10 protein-coding genes and 2 pseudogenes are annotated in these 15,135 nt (G+C 69.7%); 10 read left to right on the top strand and 2 right to left on the bottom strand.

The features are described 5' to 3' along the window. Nucleotides 1-685: 685 nt before the first annotated feature. From ACLJTM_RS34160 to istB, 4 genes and pseudogenes are all read left to right on the top strand, one after another. A complete protein-coding gene (locus ACLJTM_RS34160; RefSeq protein ID WP_411107712.1) occupies nucleotides 686-931 on the top strand; it encodes a chaplin in 246 nt (81 codons plus the stop codon). A gap of 1,653 nt (nucleotides 932-2,584) precedes the next feature. After that, on the top strand, nucleotides 2,585-4,351 hold the full coding sequence (locus ACLJTM_RS34155) for a DUF6777 domain-containing protein (RefSeq protein WP_411107711.1): 1,767 nt from the start codon (nucleotides 2,585-2,587) through the stop codon (nucleotides 4,349-4,351). A 287-nt stretch (nucleotides 4,352-4,638) separates the two neighbouring features. After that, entirely contained in the window at nucleotides 4,639-6,270 is a 1,632-nt protein-coding gene (istA, locus tag ACLJTM_RS34150; RefSeq protein ID WP_411107735.1) for an IS21 family transposase, read from the top strand. Further along, nucleotides 6,267-7,060, top strand: a pseudogene (gene istB / locus ACLJTM_RS34145) (IS21-like element helper ATPase IstB). The gene istA and the pseudogene istB overlap by 4 nt, the downstream one beginning before the upstream one ends. Nucleotides 7,061-7,122: 62 nt before the next feature. Here the strand turns inward: istB and ACLJTM_RS34140 are convergent. Then, nucleotides 7,123-7,662, bottom strand: coding sequence for a 2'-5' RNA ligase family protein (locus tag ACLJTM_RS34140; RefSeq protein WP_411107710.1), 540 nt, complete (start codon nucleotides 7,660-7,662; stop codon nucleotides 7,123-7,125). A gap of 1,055 nt (nucleotides 7,663-8,717) precedes the next feature. Between ACLJTM_RS34140 and ACLJTM_RS34135 the strand changes: the two genes are divergently transcribed. Beyond that, nucleotides 8,718-8,873: a hypothetical protein gene (locus ACLJTM_RS34135; RefSeq protein ID WP_411107709.1), complete on the top strand. Its 156-nt coding sequence runs from the start codon at nucleotides 8,718-8,720 to the stop codon at nucleotides 8,871-8,873. Here ACLJTM_RS34135 and ACLJTM_RS34130 read toward each other — a convergent pair. Continuing rightward, a pseudogene (locus tag ACLJTM_RS34130) lies at nucleotides 8,862-9,733 on the bottom strand (IS5/IS1182 family transposase). The gene ACLJTM_RS34135 and the pseudogene ACLJTM_RS34130 overlap by 12 nt on opposite strands. Before the next feature lie 1,219 nt (nucleotides 9,734-10,952). Here ACLJTM_RS34130 and ACLJTM_RS34125 point away from each other — a divergent pair. The 5 genes from ACLJTM_RS34125 (at nucleotide 10,953) to ACLJTM_RS34105 (ending at nucleotide 14,941) form a co-directional block, all read left to right on the top strand. Then, nucleotides 10,953-11,552, top strand: a complete 600-nt coding sequence (locus ACLJTM_RS34125; protein ID WP_411107708.1) for a hypothetical protein — start codon at nucleotides 10,953-10,955, stop codon at nucleotides 11,550-11,552. Nucleotides 11,553-11,703: 151 nt separating this feature from the next. Continuing rightward, the gene (locus tag ACLJTM_RS34120; RefSeq protein WP_411107707.1) at nucleotides 11,704-12,183 is read left to right on the top strand and encodes a hypothetical protein; all 480 of its coding nucleotides are present in this window, start codon (nucleotides 11,704-11,706) and stop codon (nucleotides 12,181-12,183) included. A gap of 79 nt (nucleotides 12,184-12,262) precedes the next feature. Further along, nucleotides 12,263-13,255 carry a hypothetical protein gene (locus ACLJTM_RS34115; protein ID WP_411107706.1) on the top strand — a complete coding sequence of 331 codons (993 nt, stop codon included), beginning with the start codon at nucleotides 12,263-12,265 and terminating at the stop codon, nucleotides 13,253-13,255. 566 nt (nucleotides 13,256-13,821) lie between these two features. Next, nucleotides 13,822-14,163, top strand: a complete 342-nt coding sequence (locus ACLJTM_RS34110; protein ID WP_411107705.1) for a hypothetical protein — start codon at nucleotides 13,822-13,824, stop codon at nucleotides 14,161-14,163. A 7-nt stretch (nucleotides 14,164-14,170) separates the two neighbouring features. Next, complete coding sequence (locus ACLJTM_RS34105; RefSeq protein ID WP_411107704.1) at nucleotides 14,171-14,941, top strand: transposase; 771 nt, start codon at nucleotides 14,171-14,173, stop codon at nucleotides 14,939-14,941. Nucleotides 14,942-15,135 lie beyond the last annotated feature (194 nt).

The following is a 15,135-nucleotide window of genomic DNA, read 5'->3' as shown; positions in this document are numbered from 1 at the left end:
ACCCGGTCGGCGCTGTTGTGCAGCAGGAGGGCCGGCACGGTGATCCGGCCGGGGCCGAATCCCCACGGGGTGGTGAAGGCCGGGTCGTCGTCGATCCCCGCCGTCCGAGCCGGCCACCACGGCTGCCACGGCCGGCGCGACGAGGCCGCCGCACGACGGCCACCCCGCGCCGAGCGTGCCACGGTCGGCGGGGGTGAACATCTGCCGGTCGCACCCGGCAGGCCGCAAACCGGGCGAACCGGCACACGCCAGCGCGCCGGCGCCCCCAGCCCGGAGGCAACGCCGCGCCCCGGAGACGGACTCGGCCCGCCGTAACCGGGACGGACACAGGGGGAACCAGCGGCCCCCAACCCCAAACGGGCCGCAGCCGGGAGGGCGGCCCAGGAGGGCGGCCCCGTATTCGGTGTGTGCCGTGATGCCACGACACGGCACGGCACCACGACCATCCCTCCCTCCCCCGGCACCGCATGACAACCCACGGCCAACCACCCCCACCCTGCCCGCCGCAACCGGCGGTGGACGGCGGAGACGGCGGCCGTGCGGGCCCGGCTGCCCGGGGGACTGGCGGTGGGCGGGACCGTGTCCGGCGACCTCGGGCGGCTCGGTGGCATCCGAACGGGGCAACAACCGTACCCGCACACCACCCCAGGACGTTGAGGGGACGAGTTCAACGTTTCAGCACCTCATGAAGGAGATTCCCGTGAAGAAGACCGCCGCCGTCATTGCCGGTACCGCCGCCGTCCTCCTCGGCGGAGCCGGTATCGCCTCCGCCGACGCCGGCGCCGAGGGCCTGGCCGCGGGCTCCCCCGGCGTGCTTTCCGGCAACCTCATCCAGGTCCCGGTCCACGTCCCCGTCAACGTCTGCGGCAACACCGTCAACGTGATCGCCCTCCTCAACCCGGCCTTCGGCAACACCTGCGTCAACGCCTGACCCCCGGCATACCGGCATACACGGCACACCCCCCTGCCCCTGCGGGCACGGACGAGCGTGGCGCCCCGACTCTCCCCCGGGCCGCCACGCTCACGCATACCCGGACACCACCGCAGCCACAAACCCGAACCCGGGACCGGGACGCCCCCTCCCCCACCGTGCCCGAAGGCCCACCCAGCCCCGGGGCAGGGCGCATGGATCCGGGGAGGGCGGTGAGAGAACTGCGAGCCCGCTCCCACCCGGCCGACGGCAGCAGCAAAGACCCAAATCAACCAGGCATAGGCCTGGACACGGCACGGCATGGGCGCTCAAGCCGGCGCCGGGAGCTGGAGGGCGGGGCCGGGTGTGGGGGTGGGGCCCTCAGGCCATCAGGAGAGCCCTCCCTCCCCCCGGACCACGACAGTGTCGGCACCGGCATCGCGCCCGCCCGGCCTGATACGACACCGTCGACCATCCGCCGCGGTCCCCGGGACGTCAGACAACCAGCCAAGCACCCAGACACCAGGCACACCGCGCACCGGGCACCGGGCACCGGGCACCGGGCACCGGGCACCGGGCTGACGTAAGCCGAAGGCGGAGGCCAAGCACCGAGAGGTCCCGGGTGGCGAGAGGTCCGGGAGCCCGAGAGCCGGGGGCCAGGGGCCTGGGCAGCCGCCAGTGTGCGGGCGGGGGCCGAAGCCGGAGGGATTCCCGGCCTGCATCGCCCCTCCCTCCCCACCAGGCTGCGGGCCCACCCACCGGCATCGCCTTCCCCGTCCCGCATCACCACCCCGTACGCGGGCTGCGCGCCCGCTGCGGCACCGGACACCACCCGCCCTGCCGGCCTCGGGACATCCTGCCGCGCCCCCGGCCAGGGCAAAGGGCCGCGTACGCGAGTCGGCGCGGGGGTCCTGCCCCGTCCGGCCGGTCACCGCAGCAGTCCTCACCCCACCATCCGCAAGCCGGGCTGAAGGGAGGGGTGCAGCCCTGCGCTGCACCGTCCCGTACCTGCCAGACGGCGGACCAGGCAGGCCCGTACGCCCGAGGCAGGACGGCGGAACAGCAGGACGGCGGACGGCGATGGGTGTGGACGGTGATGGGTGTGGGCGTCGGGCGGTCGGGGGTGGGCGGTCAGGCGATGGGCGGGCGCAGGGTGTGGGGCTGTTTGCCCGGGGTGGGGGCTGTCAAGCCCCGAGAAATCGCGACGTGACGCAAGCCGGTGGCCGCGGGCTTACTCAAAGGCACAGGGCCACGGGCCCGCACACCACAGGCGCCCCCACCCTGCCGGACCGCAGCGAGCGGATGGCGGCGGCACGGGGGCCCCGTCCATGATCCACGCCTTCGGCAGGCGCAGTCCATAATGGCGACAAGGAGCGAGCAGATGTGGATAGCCATCGTTTTCCCGATGTCCGACGTCGGGAGGAGAGTGTCGTGAGTTCCCTACCTCCTCCGTCCGAGCGCCCCACCGGGCCCCCGTCCGGCCCGCTGTCCGGTTCCTCGTCCCACTCCTCATCCTCCGGCCGGCCCACCAACGCGCAGCCACCGCCGGCAGGACCACCCCCGCAACCACCACCCCCGCCCCCGCCGTCGGTGCCGCCGCTCTCCCCGGACGGCGGCGGCCCCGACCGGCAGCACCCCCGACCGGGCAGCCGATGGCGCTCACGCAAGGCGCTGGTGGGCGCCGGCACCGCGGTGGCGGTGGCGACCGCGGTGGTCCTGGCGTTCACCGTCGCGGGCGGGGAGAAAGCCGCCGGCGGAGAGGTCTTCCTCCAGGCCGCCTCCGCGGCCGGCCCCGACCCGTTCACCCCCTCCGCCGCCGCCGAGTCCCAGAACACTGCGGTCACCCCCGCAGCCGCCGCCGGCCGCGCCACGACCGGCGCACGCACCCTGGAAGTCAACGGCGCCTACCCCGGCCTGTACGGGGGCACCCGCAACGTCGCCAGCTGCAACGTCGAACAGCAGATCGCCTTCCTCGCACAGCACCCCGCCAAAGGACAGGCATTCGCCGCTCCCCTGAGCATCCGCCCGCCCGACGTCCCCTCCTACCTGCGCTCACTGACTCCCGTACGGCTGGGCTGGGACACCCGGGTCACCAACCACGGCTACCGCAACGGCACACCCACCAGCTACCAGGCCGTCCTCCAGGCCGGCACCGCCGTCCTGGTCGACACCCGGGGCGTACCACGGGTGCGGTGTGCGTGCGGGAACCCGCTGGCACCGCCCGTGGCCGTCAAGGGCACACAGACATACAGCGGGAAGCAGTGGTCGGCTTTCCGGTCCTTCGACCTCGTCGCGGTCAAACCCGCCGCACAGCCCGTGAAGGCCGTCACCCTGTACGACCACGACCACAAGGGCTGGTACGAGCGTCCCAGCGGAGACACACAAGGCCGCCACGACCACAAGGTCCCACCGCCCCCGGGCCGTCACACCGACGCCCCGTACCCGGTCCTGCCCCCCACACACGAAAAGCCCCTGGAACAACCACCCCCCGCACAAGACCCCGCCAAACAGCCCGACGGCCAACACCCCGAAGAGCCCGGCAAACAACCCGGCGACAAGCAACCCGACCAGCAGCCGGAGAAGGAGCCAGGCAAGCAGCCCGGCGACCAGCCGGACAAGGACCCCGGCAAGCAGCCCGGCCACGACCCGGCTCAGGAACCCGGCAAACAACCACAGGACCAGCCCGGCAAGCAACCCGAGAAGGACCCCGGAAAGCAGCCGGACAAGGACCCCGGAAAGCAGCCCGCCGACGAGCCCGGAAAGGACCCCGGCAAACAACCCGACAAGCAGCCCGAGGAACCCGGCAAACAGCCCGAGAAGCAGCCTGAGGAACCCGGGAAGCAACCCGACAAGCAGCCCGGCGACCAGCCGGACAAGGACCCGCAAAAGCAACCGGACAAGGACCCCGACAAGCAGACGGAAAAGCAACCCGACCAGGAACCTGGGAAGCAGCCCGGCGACCAGCCCGGCAAGGATGCCAACCCGCCGGACAAGGACCCAGGAAAACAACCGGACAAACAGCCCGAGAAGCAGCCGGAGAAGGAGCCAGGCAAGCAGCCGGAGAAGGAACCGGGCAAGCAGCCGGGCAAGCAGCCGGGCGACCAGCCCGGGGAACCAGCTGACAAGGACCCGGGAACCCAGCCGGAGAAGCAGCCCGGTGAAGAGACCGGCAAGCAGCCCGGGAAGGACCCGGGAAGCCAACCCGGTCAGGACTCGCAGCAGGACCCCGGAAAGCAACAACCGGAAAAGAATCCCGGGCAGGACCAGAACAGGCAGCCGGACTCAGACCCACAACCCGGCAAGGACCCCGGACAAGACTCCGGAAACCAAAACAACCTCCCGAACCCACAAAACGGAAGCCAACCCGGACAACACCCCGGCCAAGCCCCCGACAACCAGCCGCAACCGGGCACCCAACCCGACACCACACAACCCGGCTAACCCCCCTGCCCCACAGAACAAAAAACGACCAACCCCCGCCCCCGACCCCACCCGGCCGACACCGAAAACCCCCACCAGAAACCGAACCTGGGAACTCAAACGGCCCGGGGGCGGCAGGCGGAACCCTGGGGGCTGGCTTTGTTCACGGGTTGTGAAGTCAGTTGTTCACGGGTTTGGGAGGCGTCCAGATCCACGGTCGGGTGATGTTCACGAGTTTTGAAGTCACCAGGGTGCTTGCCAGGGCAGCATCGGGATGCTCCTGGTGAAAGGGCCTGGTCATGCCGCAGATGTCGAAGGTCGAGCTGTACGCGGCGATCCGGCGCGACCACCGCAGCGGCATGAAGATCCGGGAGGTCGAGCGCAAGTACAACGTGTCGTGGCGGACGGTCCGCAAGGCCGTCGACTCCGTCTGGCCGGAGCCCAGGAAGCAGTTGCCGCCGCGGCCGACGGCCCTGGATCCTTACAAGCCGGTGATCGACGGGATGCTGCAGGCGGATCTGGACGCGCCGCGCAAGCAGCGGCACACAATCACGCGGATCTTCCATCGCCTGGTCGAGGAACACTCGGCGGACGTCTCCTACCAGATGGTCCGGCGCTACGTCGCCGACCGGAAACCGCAGATCCTCGTCGAGTCGGGGAAGGCACCGGTCGAGGCGTTCGTGCCGCAGACGCACCAGCCCGGCATGGAGGCCGAGGTCGACTTCGGCGACGTCACGATCCGGCTCGCCGGCGAGCTTGTGACCTGCTATTTGTTCTCCTTCCGCCTGTCCTACTCGGGCAAGGCCGTCCATCGCGTCTTCGCCTCTTGCGGCCAGGAAGCCTTCTTCGAAGGGCATGTTCATGCGCTACGGACGCTGGGCGGAGTCCCCCGGAGCAAGGTCCGCTACGACAACCTGAAGGCCGCCGTCGCCCAGGTGCTGGGGCTGAGCCGGGCCAGGGTGGAGGCCGACCGATGGATCGCGTTCCGGTCGCACTTCGGGATCGAGAGCTTCTACTGCCGCCCTGGCATCGAGGGCGCCCACGAGAAGGGCGGAGTGGAAGGGCAGATCGGCTACTTCCGCCGCAACCACTTCACCCCGGTGCCCGAGGTCGACTCGCTGGCCGAGCTGAACGAGCTCGTCGAGCAGTGGGACCTGCGTGACGGGCGGCGCCGGATCGGTTCGCGGCCGCGGACGATCGACGAGTACTTCCAGGTGGAGCGTCCGTTGCTGATGCCGCTGCCCGAGGAGCCGTTCGAGACGGGCAGGCTCTTCACTCCGAGGGTCGACCGCTACAGCCAGATCGCGGTCCGCACGAACCGGTACTCGGTGCCGGTCCGGCTGATCGGCAAGCGGGTCAGGGTCGTGCTTCATGCGTCTCACCTGGTGGTTTACGACCGGAACGTAGAAGTGGCCCGGCACGAGCGTTTGATCGCGAAGGGTGGCTGCCGCCTGGATCTGGACCACTACCTGGAGGCCCTGATCCGCAAGCCGGGGGCCTTCCCCGGCGCGACGGCGCTTGAACAGGCTCGCTCGGCCGGCAAGTTCACACCGGTCCACGACGCCTGGTGGGCCGCGGCGGTCAAGGCCCACGGAGACACCGCCGGCACCAGAGCCCTGATCGAAGTGTTGCTGCTGGCCCGCCACGTCTCGCACGAGCACCTGGTCGCCGGCCTCGCGATGGCTTTGCGGGCCGGGGCTCTGACGGCGGACGCGGTCGCGCTGGAGGCCCGCAAGGTCGCCCAGGCCGAGGACGAACCCGCCGGGCATCCTTCGCCGGCGGCCGCTGGCGGCGCGGCCACCGTGACGTTTCTGCACGAGTGGCGGCTCGCGCATCTTCCCCCGGACACCAGGCCTCTGCCCTCGGTGACCCACTACGACCAACTGCTCCGACGCCGTCGCGCCAGCGGCGGTGAACACCGCGAGGGAGAAGCACAGTGACCCTGCCCCGCCAGCGAGGACTGACCGAGCAGGCCGCTACCACGGCCATCGACACCGCCTGCCGCCTGCTGCGGCTTCCCTCGATCAGAAACGAGTTCGCCGACATCGCCGACCGGGCGTTGAAGGACCAGATGACCTACCGCGGGTTCCTCGCCGAGCTGCTGATGGCCGAGTGCGACGACCGGTCCCGGCGCCGGTCGGAGCGTCGGATCAAGGCGGCCGGCTTCCCCGGGACAAGTCGTTGCGGACCTTCGACTTCGACGCCAACCCCAACATCGACGCGGCCACCATCCACACCCTCGCCAGCTGCGAATGGATCAAGAAGAGCCAGCCACTCTGCCTGATCGGCGACTCCGGGACCGGCAAGTCCCACATGCTGATCGCCCTCGGCACCGAGGCCGCGATGGCCGGCTACCGGGTCAAGTACGTGCTGGCGACGAAGCTGGTCAACGAGCTCGTCGAGGCTGCCGACGAGAAGCAGCTGAGCAAGACGATCGCCCGCTACGGCCGCGTCGACCTCTTGTGCATCGACGAGCTCGGCTACATGGAACTCGACCGCCGCGGCGCCGAACTCCTCTTCCAGGTCCTGACCGAACGCGAGGAGAGGAACAGCGTCGCCATCGCCTCCAATGAGTCGTTCGGCGGCTGGACCAAGACGTTCACCGACCCCCGCCTCTGCGCGGCCATCGTCGACCGCCTCACCTTCAACGGCACCATCATCGAGACCGGCACCGACTCCTACCGCCTCGCCAGCACCCGAGCACGCGCGGAGCACGCTGCAGCCAGCTGACCGGAGCCACTGCTGGCCCGCTGCCCCTTGGGGCAGCGGGCCAGCCAAGCCTCTGACCTGCTTCATTCTCCAAGTGCGAACGACGCCCGTTCCTGCCACTTCACGCCGTCGTGCACCATCAGTTCAACCGACGCGACATGAGACGTGAACGGGAGCTTGTCGGCGAGGTCGGCCTCGATCTCCTCCAGGACGGCGTCTTCCTGACCTTGAGCGATGGTCAGGTGCGGCACGATCTCGGCGAACCGGCCGCCATACGGCGGAGCCTCAGGCCAACGATCAGCGATCGCCTCCGTGAGCTGCCGCAACTGCGTGTCAGGCTCGGGGACGAGATACAGCACTTCCGGGAGCCGTCCACACCTCTCGAACCGCAGATCAAAGGCCTGGTGGCTGCCCAGCACGTCCGCGAGAGCGGAGTAGACGAGCGCATCTATTCGGCTCTCATCGAGGAACGGGAAGAGCACGGTGACGTGGGCTGGAACCCCAGCCTGGGCTGAGGGGTCGAGCCGTTCACGCCACCCGCGGACGGACGGCTCCGCCTCCGGGATCCGAACGATGAGCCCCGTCTGGCCCGCCTGAAACGTACTGGTGCTGTCATCTGCCATGACACCGAATGGTGTCACCTCTGTCGCAGACAGCACGGCTCCTTTTCCGCCGAACGATCATGACCGGTCTCCGAAGCCGGTCGACGGGCGGGACGACCAAAGTGCTGCCGTTATTTCCCGTGAACATCCAGAGTGCCGGTGATCACTGAACGCCGCCGGAACTCACGAATAAACGCTGTCGGTTGACGTGAACGAAGCCAGGGGGCGGGCCGACGGGAGCCGAACGGACCAGGCGAGTACCGCACAGGCCCGGGAACTCACCGCATGAGACCCGCCGGCCCTGCCACGCGCTCTGCCACAAGCCAGGAACAACTCGACGGCCCGACACCGGCACACCCACCACCCGCACACCGGCGAACACCCCGCCACGACTGCGACTGCGGCTGCCCGTGCCCAAAACCCGCCGCAAGCCAGGCGGGCAAACCGGCGGACACCCGCCCACCGGCCGCACCCACCTTCACCCCCTGCACCGGCCAAAGCCCATGCACCAACCGAGACCGCCCCAACCCACCTACCCGCGCACCCGGCACCCGGCACCCGGCACCCGGCACCCGGCACCCGGCACCCGGCACCACCCTGCCTGCTGTTGCGGCATACCAACGAAACGCACATGTCAGCCGCCACCTGTACACCCGCCGTACCAGTGCCCGTGCCCGGTTCCCGGCGGACCGGTGGACCGGTGGACCGGTGGACCGGCGGCCCGGCGGCTCGGCGGCCCGGCGGATAGCCGTGTACCGGCCGAGGCCGCCCGTGCTCACCCACCCCGACACCCGCGCACCGGCGACACCGAGCCCCGTTGCCGCGTGCCAGCCGATACCCGCATGCCAGCCCACACCCCGTACACCCGCGACCGCCCGCGACCGCCCGCGACCGCCCGCGACTAGAGCCTGTCTCCTTGAAAAGCTGTGGGCGCCACCCCTGACGGTAGGCAGGGTGCTCGGCATAGGACCGGGTAAGGACCCGAAGCGCGTATGCCAGACCAGCCGAGCGGAAGTCCGAGGGTCCATGGCCTTGTAGTCGCGCGCCAATTGCCCGGTCAGGTCGAGCATGGGGAGATGGCCGGCGAGAAGAGCCTCGCCGCCCAGGGTGTCGGCCAAGCAGGCATAGGCATGGTTGTCGTCCATGACGCGGGCGACGAGGAACTCGACAAGGTCATCCCTGCGGTCATCGCTTGTTGTGCAGGTAAGGCACTTCGACGGTCAGGCGACTGACCAGATGAGAATGGCCGCCGGGTGGAATACGGCCTGCCAGGCGAGGGCGACCGTGTCCGCGCATGGCCAGGCCGCATCGCGCCACTGCTTAAGCCGGTCGATGCACCGCTCGACTACGTTGCACTGCTTGCATCCCTCACCATCGAAAGCGGGTGCGCGGCCCCCGGCGCGGCCTCGCCGCAGCCGGCGGCCGGCCCGGTCGGACGGCTGGGAAATGACCGCGCGGAACCCGCGCCGACGAAGGTGATTTCGGATCGCGCGGGACGAGTACGCGCAGGGTCCGCCAGAACAGCTCCAGACGGGCCCCCGGTCTGATCCGCTTCACCGGAACACGGACGCGGAACACGGATGCCTGCCATGACGCTCTCAGGGGCTGGGGCGGCACCCGTTTGGCCTGGGGTGACGCTGACAGCCCAAAGCCCCGCTCTGCTATGGCCGGCGAGGTGGATTCCACGCGCTCAGACCGCCGCGGGAGTGTCCAGTGGCCGAGGGCGTGTCGCCGGGTCCGGGCCCGGCCCGGCGCGCCCCCCCCCCTTTTTCCTGGCTCCGGCGGCTGCTGGTGAGCGCGGCAGGGGTGGAGTCCACCGACGGTCCAGCCGATGTCGGCATCAGCGCCGGCCTGCCAGGACTGCAGCGAAGATGCGCTCCCAGGTGCCGTCCACGGCCGCACCTGATCAGGCGTTTGCGGGCAGTCTGGAACGAGCCGAGCCGAGCCGGTTCATTCGGCGGGTCCCGCCAGAGCGACAGGTGCGGTACTTCCACGCGACTGGCTCCAGGGTTCGGCGGCGATCAGCCCCACAGCAGGCCGCGGACCGGACCGGGCTGGCCCGGACCGCCTCAGCGGCTCGATCCGGGCCCATCACTTTAGTGATCACCAGCCGGACAGCACATCCGATCAACTGATCAACCCATCAGAGAGACGCACGCTCCCGGCCCCGGACGCCCGCGTACCGGCGGATGACCGCGTACCGGCCGACACCCATACCCCCGCCTTCAGAGTTCCACGGGCGGCTGCGGGACTCATACCCGCCCCACACCGGCGGGTACCGGCGCTCTGTACGGCCTGACGTCCCCGTCCCCGTCCCCGTCCCCGTCCGCGTCTCCGTCTCCGTCTCCGTCTCCGGCACCACGGACACCCGCGCGTCTGTGTGCGTCCATGCCTCCACACCACAATGCCCGGCACCCACAACCCCCGCACTGCCCGCGGTGCCAGTGATGCCCGCAGTGCCCGTGGTGCCGCGGTGGGAGTGATGCCCGTGGTGGGGTGATACCGGGTGCCCAGGGTGCCCGCAACCCCCGCACTGCCCTTGCGCCCGCTGCCCGCAGTGCCCGTGGCGCCCGGCTTCCCGTGGTGGGGGTGATGCCGTGGTGCCCGTAGCCCCGCTGGCGCCTGTGGTGCCGCGGTAGGAGTGATGCCGAGGTGCCCTTGGTACCCGTAGCTCCCTCAGTGCCCTTGGTGCCCGCGGCCCGCGGCGCCCTGGTTGCCCTGGCGCCCGCTGTGAGGGTGATGCCCGGTGCCCGTGGTCGGGGTGGTGCCGGGGTGCCCTCGGTACCCGCAGCCTCCGCAGTGCCCTTGTGCCTGCAATCCGCGGCGCCCTGGTGCCCGCGGTGGGGGTGATGCCCGGCGCCCGTGGTCGGGGTGATGCCGGGTGCCCTCGGTACCCGCAGCCCCCGCAGCGCCCTTGTGCCTGCAGTCCGCAGCCCGCAGTGCCCATAGCCCCAGTGCCCGTGGTGCCTTGGCGCCCGTGGGGGTGCCCGTGGTGGGGGGGTGCCCGTGGGGGGGGTGGGCTGTCTGTCCGTGCGGACTGCGGCCGGGTGGATACCCGGCGGGCGGCTTTTAACGGCTGGGGTGGCTCGATGTCAAGTCACGGGTTTCCGGAACGTGACCCGCAGCCACACGGTCGGGCCTACTGGTGATGCGGGCCTCACCAGAAACCGAAAAACGGAAAAACGAGGCACCACGGGAAAGACAGAAAACCATTTTCCCAGGTTTCCTTTCCGATCATTCCCGTAACCGTAGCGTCCCGGATTCCCCGGAACGACTTCCCGAAAAGCTTTCCCTGACCGTAGGAGAACACCATGAACAGCACCACTCGCACCACCGCCACCGGCCGCTCCACCCGGCGAGGATTCCGCCTCGCCACACTGGCCGCCTCGGCCGCGGTCATCTCCGCCGGAGTCCTCCTCCCGGCCTCCGCCGCGACAGCCGCCCCCACACCCGCCCACATCACCATGACCCTCCCCACCGCCGGCGGAGCCGGAGGCGACGGCGGGGACGGCGGCAGCGGCCTCGTCGGAGGCGGCGGCGGCGCCGGCGGCTCCGGCGGCGGCAGCGTCCTGGGCACCGGCGGCGACGGCGGCAAGGGCGGCAACGGCGGCACCGGCATCCTCACCGGCGGCGGAGGCGGCGGCGGCGGAGGCGGCGGTGACGGCGTCATCGGCGGCAACGGCGGCAAGGGCGGCAACGGCGGCGCCGGAATCTTCCAGGGCGGCAACGCCGGCGGCGGAGGCGGCGGCGGCGACGGCGTCCTCAAGGGCGGCAACGGCGGCAAGGGCGGCGACGGCGGCTTCAGCATCTTCCAGGGCGGCAAGGGAGGCAAGGGCGGCAAGGGCGGCTTCGGAGGCCTCTTCGGCGGCGCCGGAGGCGGCGGCGGAGCCGGCGGCGCCAGCGTCTTCTAACCCACCCACCCCACACCCACCAACAACCCACCACACCAGACACACCAGACAGTCACACCAGGGGGGTGGAGACCACCACACCACCACACCTCCACCCCCCCCACCCCCCCCCGCCCCCCGCCAACACCCGCGGACACACGGAGACACCCCCATGTTCACCCACCCCTGGCAGCGACTCCTCATCCTCGCCGCAGCCTCCCTCACCCTCACCCTCACCGCCACCGCCACCGCCTACACCGCACAAGCCACCCCCCACCACACCACCACCGCCAGCCCCGAACACTGCACCCCACACCACCAAGACAACCGAGGAGGAGAAGGCGGCGAAGGAGGCGAAGGCGGAGAAGGCGGAGAAGGCGGCAAGGCAGGCAAACCCGGAAAGCCAGGACAACCCGGCAAACCCGGAAAGCCCGGCACCCTCCCCTGCCTCCCCCTCACCAACCTCCCCAACAAACCCGCCAACCAACTCACCCCCCTCGACAAACTCACCATCACCCTCACCCTCCTCACCAACAACAACACCACCACCACCCACCACATCACCAACAAATACAAAATCACCCCCCAACAACTCACCACCTGGACCCAACACCTCACCACCCTCCTCCTCACCCACACCACCACCCCCTAACACCCCCCACCCCCACCCCCGCCACCCCACCCCCCGCCACGCCACGCCACGCCACGCCACGCCACAAGGGAAAACCCACATGCCCACCCACACACACCGCGCCACCCACACCCACACACTCCGCGCCACCCTCACCCTCACCGCCACCCTCCTCACCGCCGCCACCCTCACCACCACCGCCAACGCCACCCCCACCACCACCAACGCCACCACCACCGTCAGTGCCAGCACCACCACCAACGCCACCCCCACCGTCAGTGCCAGCACCACCGCCAGCCTCACCAAGGCCACCAACACCAGCGCCGCCACCACCAGTGCCAGCCAGGCCCGTACCCCCCACCCACACAAACCCAGCCCCCCACACCCCACCCACGCCATACCCCGCCTCCACACCACCACCATCCACATCACCAACGGAAGCGTCCGCATCGGCGACCACATCTGCGCCGGCAACTGCAACAACACCGTCAACGGAACCCACGCAACCAACAACGGCAACGGCAGCAACGGAGGCATCTGCGCCGGAATCTGCAACAACAGCGCCAACGGAGGCAACGGCAGCAACCCCACCAACACCAACCCCGGCAACCCAGCCAACGCAGGCAACGCAGGCAACGGCGGCAACGGAGGCAACGGCGGCATCTGCGCCGGCCAATGCAACAACAGCACACACGGAGGCAACGGCGGCAACGGCGGCAACGGCGGCAACACCAACCCCTACCCCTGGCACCCCAACCCACCAACCCCACACCCCAACCCCCACCGGCACACCACCACACCAACACCCCAACCCCCGGCACCCCGCCACCCCGGCACGCCCCACCGGCACCCGACCGGCCTTACCTCAACGGCACCACATACCCCGCACTGGAACGACCCGACTGGGCAACTACGGCAGACGGCTCCGTCCAACTCGCGACATGGCGCCATGCTGACGAAATCTGCATGTTTCACGACTCAGCGGCGCGGTGTTCTCCAGTGCGCGAGTCCACTACGACGAGTCGAGGCCCTTGATCCCGTCACTCATAAAGCATGGCCAACGCTGCCGCACCGACCGGGCGCCTCGCCCTAATTCCTAAGGCGCCCGCCGCTCGGACATCCTTGATCATCGGTCGCGCACAATCGGTACACGAGAAGGTCGTGCGTGCACTTGCCGTCAGTACGCGCGACAGCGTCCTGTTCACCGACGGCCTCCGATACCGTGCACGTCACCGACCTCGACGCCGCACTCATGGAACTCGCCGCCGCCGTCGACGCAACCGACCTCCATCACTACGCAGGTCGGCGATGCTGTGAGCCGTCACGACCACGCGTCCTCATTGCCAAGCGGAATGGGCTCGCTGCCTCCCAGCTGCCGCCCCTCACCTGCAGGCCGACAGTACGCTTCCCGGTTCTCTCCATGTATGCTTCGGCAGCCGTGTTACCCCCGCCGGGTCTGCGCACCACGCTTCGCGACGCTCGGCAACTTCCGTCTCGCACTGACGCAACAGCCCGGCCTGTAGGCCCATAAAGGCGCGGCCGGGCCCAATGCGGAGAGGTAATTCCTGCATATTTTCGCGATGCCCTGCTACGGACTGTCCCGCAAAAGCTGGCGGGGCCGCCGCGACTCGGACCTCGCGCCTGTGGCAGCCTGCCGTCATGCCAGCCGAGCTGCGAGAACATGCAGGACGTCACTACGCCATCCAGTTCCACTACGCCTTGCCCGACGATGCCTGGGCTGTGGAGCTGAGTGAGGCCGTGCTGGCGCCAGCCGCGTGGGACGAGAACCCCAGCGCCGAGAGGCACCTGCCCGGAGCCGCTTTCTTGGTGGCGTCCGTCCCCGACGAGGATCCGGATCTGGAACCGACCGTCCACATCCACAGCCATGATGAACACGTCATCCCCTACGAGATCATGCTCTGGTTCATGGAGCAGGTGGCCGACCAGGTCGAACGCTGCCGTATCGCGTTCGAGCAGGACGGGCGGGAAGCGGTGGAATGATCTTGCCGTGGCTGGTGTGATCACGGCGTCCGAGCCGTCCTGGATAGCCCCGTTCAGCGGGCTGAGCCCGCGTGCGTTCGGGAAGCTGGTGACGGTTCTGCGGCGCGGGGGCGCGGATGCGGTCCGCAGGGGCCGGCCGTGGAGCCTTCCGCTGGAGGACCGGGTCCTGCTGGTGGCTGCGTACTGGCGCACGAACTTGACGATGCGGCAGCTCGCGCCGCTGTTCGGGGTTCCGAAGTCGGCGGCGGACCGCGTCATCGACCATCTCGGGCCGATGCTCGCGCTCCAGCCCCGCAAGCGGTTCGCCAAGGGCACCGTGCTCATCGTGGACGGCTCGCTGGTTCCCACCCGCGACCACTCCGTGGCGGAGCAGTCGAAGAACTACCGGTACTCCACCGCCCACCAGGTCGTCATCGACGCGGACACCCGTCTCGTCGTAGTGGTCGGCCGGCCTCTGCCGGGCAACCGGCACGACGCCCGCGGCTGGGAGGAGTCCGGCGCCAAGGCCGCCGTCGGAAACACCACCACGATCGCCGACGGCGGCTACCAGGGCACCGGACTGCTCATCCCGCACCGAAAGGCGAAAGGGCAGGCCGAACTCCCGGACTGGAAGAAGGAACACAACCGGTCCCACAAGCAGGTCCGAGCACGCGTCGAGCACGTCTTTGCCCGCATGAAGACCTGGAAGATCCTCCGCGACTGCCGCCTCAAAGGTGATGGCGTCCACCACGCCATGCTCGGCATCGCCCGGATGCACAACCTTGCCCTCGCCGGATAGGGAAGCGGGCCGCACGACGATTCGCCATGCCCGAGGCGACCAGAAGATCATTTACGGGACAACCCTTAGAGGGCGGTTCGTGAGGTGATGTCCGTTTCTAGATGAGGCTGGTGCGGGCTACTGCTTCCTGGTGAAGCTGCCGGTGTCGGCTTCGGTGAGGATGTCGAGCTTGACCAGGCGTTTCAGCTTTGCGC

Origin of the sequence: Streptomyces sp. cmx-4-9 (assembly GCF_046548835.1) — a bacterium.
Taxonomy (GTDB): Bacteria; Actinomycetota; Actinomycetes; order Streptomycetales; family Streptomycetaceae; genus Streptomyces.
This window is presented reverse-complemented; position numbering and strand designations above follow the sequence as displayed.